1 protein-coding gene is annotated in these 705 nt (G+C 29.5%); it reads left to right on the top strand.

Features of this window, described 5'->3' with window-relative positions; all coding sequences use genetic code 11:
* Positions 1-127: 127 nt before the first annotated feature.
* Entirely contained in the window at positions 128-526 is a 399-nt protein-coding gene (gene tssD / locus Q4517_RS15410) for a type VI secretion system tube protein TssD (RefSeq protein ID WP_115901738.1), read from the top strand.
* The last annotated feature ends 179 nt before the right edge of the window (positions 527-705 follow it).

Here is a 705-nt window from a genome sequence, read left to right as displayed (position 1 = left end):
TTATAGAATGGCGCCAAGAAATAAAAAAAGAGAAGGTTTTATATTGTTTAAAGCTTTCTCTTTTTTTTATTGAGAAAGCTCTAAAAAGTATTTTTAAATTAATTAGTTAACCCAAAAAAAAGAAACTATGGGATCATTTAGAGCAAGTTTCGAATTCGGAGGAAAAGAATTCGACGTATTACAAGCTGAGTACAGCTTAAACAGAAACACAGATACAAAAGGTAAACCATCTTCAAGTGTAAATGGAGGAAGAGTTACTTTAACTATCGAATCAACATCAGATACCTCTGTAATTGAGGCAATGGTAAACAGCCAATTTAAAGCTGTAGACGGAAAAATTGTTTTTAAGAAAACAGATGAAGATTCAAAAATGAAAGAAGTGGAATTTAAAAACGCTTACATCGTTTACTTCAAAGAAGATTTAGATGTAAACAACGAAGTTCCAATGAAATTAACAGTTACTTTCTCAGCTGAAGAATTACTTATTGGTAACGCTAACTTAGATAACCGTTGGCCAGTAGCTTAATGAGAAGGACTAAATAACTTTTAGTTTTATATAATTTATTACTAAAGACCTTCTCTTTTTTAAAAGAAAGAAGGTCTTTTTTTGTTTCAAAAAAAAGCGTTGATAGTTTTAACTATAACAAAGAAAAAACACCCCATGCATAAGATAAAAGAAGAAGCATTAGATAAACAAATTACCAT

This window comes from Tenacibaculum sp. 1_MG-2023, assembly GCF_030547425.1.
In the GTDB taxonomy this organism is placed as follows: Bacteria; Bacteroidota; Bacteroidia; order Flavobacteriales; family Flavobacteriaceae; genus Polaribacter.
The sequence above is the reverse complement of the archived record's forward strand: the minus strand, read 5'-3'. Positions and strand labels throughout refer to the sequence as shown.

What these genes read in the sequence shown, in the direction of transcription:
- tssD (WP_115901738.1), top strand. Translation starts at nt 128, where the DNA reads ATGGGATCATTTAGAGCAAGTTTCGAATTCGGAGGAAAAGAATTCGAC.